Source organism: Hymenobacter agri, from assembly GCF_054778495.1.
Map to the genome: position 1 here is coordinate 1 of NZ_BAAGZM010000377.1, position 4,203 is coordinate 4,203.

At 61.8% G+C, this 4,203-nt stretch carries 5 protein-coding genes; 2 read left to right on the forward strand and 3 right to left on the reverse strand.

The genetic code is table 11. From position 1 onward, the window contains the following. Together ACYVDE_RS15980 and ACYVDE_RS15985 are read left to right on the forward strand one after the other, a co-directional pair. Positions 1-669 (forward strand): MFS transporter (locus ACYVDE_RS15980; RefSeq protein WP_460502543.1); only part of this gene is annotated, 669 nt, incomplete at its 5' end. Positions 670-883: 214 nt separating this feature from the next. After that, positions 884-1,318 (forward strand): carboxypeptidase-like regulatory domain-containing protein, encoded by a 435-nt coding sequence (locus tag ACYVDE_RS15985; RefSeq protein WP_460502544.1) that lies wholly within the window; start codon positions 884-886, stop codon positions 1,316-1,318. 113 nt (positions 1,319-1,431) lie between these two features. On the opposite strand, the gene ACYVDE_RS15990 is transcribed toward ACYVDE_RS15985, so the two are convergent. The 3 genes from ACYVDE_RS15990 to ACYVDE_RS16000 form a co-directional block, all read right to left on the reverse strand. Further along, complete coding sequence (locus tag ACYVDE_RS15990) at positions 1,432-2,496, reverse strand: branched-chain amino acid transaminase (protein WP_460502545.1); 1,065 nt, start codon at positions 2,494-2,496, stop codon at positions 1,432-1,434. A gap of 144 nt (positions 2,497-2,640) precedes the next feature. Then, positions 2,641-3,189 carry an ATP:cob(I)alamin adenosyltransferase gene (locus ACYVDE_RS15995; RefSeq protein ID WP_460502546.1) on the reverse strand — a complete coding sequence of 183 codons (549 nt, stop codon included), beginning with the start codon at positions 3,187-3,189 and terminating at the stop codon, positions 2,641-2,643. 149 nt (positions 3,190-3,338) lie between these two features. After that, positions 3,339-4,058 carry an ABC transporter ATP-binding protein gene (locus tag ACYVDE_RS16000; protein ID WP_460502547.1) on the reverse strand — a complete coding sequence of 240 codons (720 nt, stop codon included), beginning with the start codon at positions 4,056-4,058 and terminating at the stop codon, positions 3,339-3,341. Positions 4,059-4,203 lie beyond the last annotated feature (145 nt).

Consider the following 4,203-nt stretch of genomic DNA (forward strand, 5'->3'; position numbering starts at 1 on the left):
CGCGGGGGCGTGCGCGGGGCTGAATTGCGCGCCGAGTTGGCCGCCAGCCTCAACCCGCTCACGCTGTGGGCGCGCCTGCGAGCGAAAAACCAGCAGAGCCCCGGCGTGCGGCGCATCGTGCTCACGCAGGTGTGCCTCACGCTCAGCACGGGCTATTATTTCTATTTCGTGCCCTTCGCCAGCCTGGGGCCGCTACACCTCGATGCCCGGCAGATTTCCTATTTTTTTATGTATTTCGGGGCGTTGAGCGTGGCGCTGAACTACGGTTTCTACACATTTCTGGCCGACCGGCTCGACCAGCGCCGGGCCATTGTGTGGCTGGCCGCGCTGGGCGCCCCCGTGCTGGCCGGCTATGGCCTGATGGGCACTTCGAAAGTAGCCCTCTACGCGCTGGTTACGGCCGACTGCCTCACGCTTTCGCTCATTCAGGGCTTGTTGGAAGGGCGGCTGGCCCGCCGTACCACCGAGGCCGACCGGGGCGAGATATTCGGGCTGAACCAGGCGTTTCAGTCGCTGGCCAGTTTCGGCACGGCACTGGTGTTTGGGGGGCTTTCGGTGCTCGATTTGCGGCTGCCGTGGGCGTGGTTTGCGCTGTGCCTGGCGGCGGTGGCGGTGCTGGCGGCGTGGCCGGAGCAGGCGGCGGCCAATGTCGCAACTACGGCATCGTAGGCACCCGCCAGCTGTGCAGGTAAACTGATACCTATCGGCGCGGCTTTACCTTGATTCACAGAAACTAGTTAGCAAACATTAGCAGCAAAATTGCTACCTTGGCCGGCCTGCCTTGTGGCCGGATTATTTCCTTCCCAACGTCTTCGGTTTTCAACTACTCGCCGGGGCCGACGGCTCCCGCCTGCCCGCTTATTCCTGCCTGCTTCCGCTTCTTATGAATTACCTGATGATTTCGGTGCACGTAGCGTTGGTATTCACAGCAGCCGTGAGCCGCGCCTACGCCCAGCAACCAGTCAGCGCGGGCACGGCACCGCCCAAAGCCGAGCTCGAGTGCCGCATACTCACCGGCCGCATCACCGACCCGTTTGCCTACCCGCTCACGGGGGCCACCATTATGCTGCGCACTCCCGGAGCCGGGTTCAGCCCCGAGGCCTACAGCACGAATTCTGAAGGGCACTATGTCATCACGGCCAAGCAGGCCATTCCGCGCAATACCGTGCTTGAAATCACTGCCCCCGGCTACGCCACGCTGGAGTTACCCTTGGAAAACTGCAAACCGCTTGACCTGACGCTGACTCCGCTGACCACAACGAGCTACAAGCCCCGGCCGCGCGGCAAAAAAATATCCGGCAATAGCAAGCTGCGCTAATGGCTTCGCATTGGCCTACTACAGGGCCAGCGTCACTAAAAAAGCCCGACGCTTGGCGCCGGGCTTTTTTAGTAGAGAAATTTTGGTTCGCCGGCTAAGCCGATGTACAGGACTTACACCGCTACCATCCAGTTGTGCACATCGGCACCTTCGCCGCTGCGGATGGCATCCAGGGCCGCGCCCACGCGCTTCGAGAAGCCATCGGGGCGGGTGGCGGGCACGTCGTAGTCGTGGCCTTCGTAGCCAATCACCGCAATGGGCGCGATGGTGGCGGCCGTGCCAACGCCGAAGGCTTCTTCCAGCTTGCCGGCCTCAATGGCTTCCACGATTTCGCGGCTGCTCACTTTGCGCTCCTCTACGGGCATGCCGAAGTCGCGGGCCAGCTGCAATACGCTGCGGCGCGTCACGCCGTCGAGGATGCTGGTGCTGAGGGCAGGCGTAATCACGCGGCCATCAATCACGAAAATGGCGTTCATCGTGCCCGACTCTTCCACGTAGCGGTGCTCCGAGGCGTCGGTCCAGATGAGCTGGTTGTAGCCTTCCTGCTGGGCTAGCTTGGTGGGGTACATGGCCGCGCCGTAGTTGCCGGCATTTTTGGCGAAGCCCGCGCCGCCCTCGGCCGAGCGCACGTACTTCTGCTCGAAGCGCACGCGCAGGGGCTTATTGTAGTACAGGCCCACGGGGCAGGTGAAAATCACGAAGCGGTACGCCTCCGACGGGCGCACGCCGATGAAGCCATCGGTAGCGAACATGAAGGGGCGGATGTAGAGCGAGCTGCCCGCAAAAGTAGGCACCCAGCCGGCGTCGAGCTTGAGCAGCTCGCGCAGGCCCTGCATAAACAGCTCTTCGGGAATGGTGGGCATGCACATGCGCTCGGCTGAGGCATTGAGGCGGGCCCAGTTGTCGAGGGGGCGGAACAGGGCCACGCCGCCGTCGGCCTGGTGGTAAGCCTTCATGCCTTCAAAAATGGCCTGGCCGTAGTGCAGGGCCGAGTTGGCCGGGCTCACCGACAAGTCGCCGTAGGGCAGTATCTGGGCATCCTGCCACTCGCCGTCGCGGTAGTCGACCACGAACATGTGGTCGGAGAAGACCTTGCCGAACTCGAGGTTATCGAAGTCCTGCGTGGCCAGCCGCGACTTCGTCGTCGGCTGCGTGTGGATTGCAAGCGTGTCTAACATAAAAAGGGCATTTACGGGTACGCGTGGGTGGGATTATCCGGGTACGGAGATGGAGTTGAGAACGGTTAAATCAAAGGGTATTCCGCCGCAAAGAACGGCATAATGCGGGCAGCAATGGGGGCTTCCACCCCAACACACTGGCTATCAAATACGTGCCTGCCAGGTCACTTCTTCCACGCCCAGCTCGTGGGCCATGGCCCGGCTCAGCACAAACAGGAAGTCGGACAAGCGGTTCAGGTACACGGCCACCAATTCGGCCACGAACGAGTCTTCGCTCAGGTGAATCACCAGCCGCTCGGCGCGGCGGCACACGCAACGGGCTACGTGCGCGTGGCTTACCGCCGGGTGCCCTCCAGGTAAAATAAAAGCGCGTAGCTCGGGCAAATCGAGGTTGAGGCGGTCCATCTCCTCCTCCAGCAGCGTCACGTCGTCTTCGTGCAGGTCGGGCAGCTTCATTTTCGACTTCTCGGGGTCGGCAGCCAGGGCCGAGCCGATGGTGAACAGACGGTCCTGAATTTCCTTCAGCAGCGGCCGGCGGGCGGCGTTCACCTCCTGGTCGCGCACCAGCCCGATATGCGAGTTCAACTCATCTACCGTGCCGTAGCACTCGATGCGCAGGCTGCTCTTGGGCACCCGCGTGCCGCCAATGAGGGAGGTGAGGCCTTTGTCGCCGGTTTTAGTGTAGATTTTCATGGGGAAAGTTGAGCAAATGGATAATTGAACGTCATGCTGAGCGCAGTCGAAGCATCTCTACCGCAGTAGTAATCAATACCAATGCAACGAAGCGGTAAAGATGCTTCGACTGCGCTCAGCATGACGTTCTGCCACATCTTAGCCAACAACTAATGTCCCGCCACGGCGTGCCGCGTCACCTCATGGTTCACCTCATCGGTTTCGATGAGGCCGTCGCGCAGGCGCACGATGCGGTGGGCGTAGTGGGCAATGTCTTCCTCGTGCGTCACCATGATGATGGTGTTGCCCTTGGCGTACAGCGCCTCAAATAGGTCCATGATTTCGTGGCTGGTTTTGGAGTCGAGGGCGCCGGTGGGTTCGTCGGCCAGCAGCACGCTAGGGTTGTTCACGAGAGCGCGGGCAATGGCCACGCGCTGGCGCTGCCCGCCCGAAAGCTCGTTGGGACGGTGCGAGGCGCGGTCGGCCAGCCCCACGGCACGCAGGCTTTCGAGGGCGCGCTCGGTGCGCTCGCGCTTGCTCAGGCCGGCGTAGATGAGCGGCAGGGCCACGTTGTCGAGGGCCGTGGCGCGGGGCAGCAGGTTGAAGCTCTGGAAAACGAAGCCGATTTCCTTGTTGCGCACCTCGGCCAACTGGTTATCACTCATGCGGCTCACGTCCTGCCCGTTGAGGATGTAGCGGCCCTTGCTGGGCGTATCGAGGCAGCCCACAATATTCATCAGCGTCGACTTCCCCGAACCCGATGGCCCCATAAACGCCACGTATTCACCGCGTTTAATCTCAATACTAACCGACACCAGGGCATTAATTACCTCATGCCCCATCACGTAGGATTTGGCGATGTTGGTGGTTTCGATAACGTTCGGGTTCATAAGAAAAACTTATTGCAGAGGCGAGGAAGTGGGTGCGCCCGTGAAGGACGCCGAAGCGGCGGCCCGGGCTGCCTGGTGCGCGGCATATTCGGCAGCTAAAGTAGCAGCCGCGGCCGGAGCCAACCGCCGGCGCAACTCGGCCAGC

Excerpts from the sequence above, each read along its gene's own strand:
- ACYVDE_RS15990 (WP_460502545.1), bottom strand. The coding sequence starts at position 2,496 with ATGTTAGACACGCTTGCAATCCACACGCAGCCGACGACGAAGTCGCGG.
- ACYVDE_RS15995 (WP_460502546.1), bottom strand. The coding sequence starts at position 3,189 with ATGAAAATCTACACTAAAACCGGCGACAAAGGCCTCACCTCCCTCATT.
- ACYVDE_RS16000 (WP_460502547.1), bottom strand. The coding sequence starts at position 4,058 with ATGAACCCGAACGTTATCGAAACCACCAACATCGCCAAATCCTACGTG.
- ACYVDE_RS15985 (WP_460502544.1), top strand. The coding sequence starts at position 884 with ATGAATTACCTGATGATTTCGGTGCACGTAGCGTTGGTATTCACAGCA.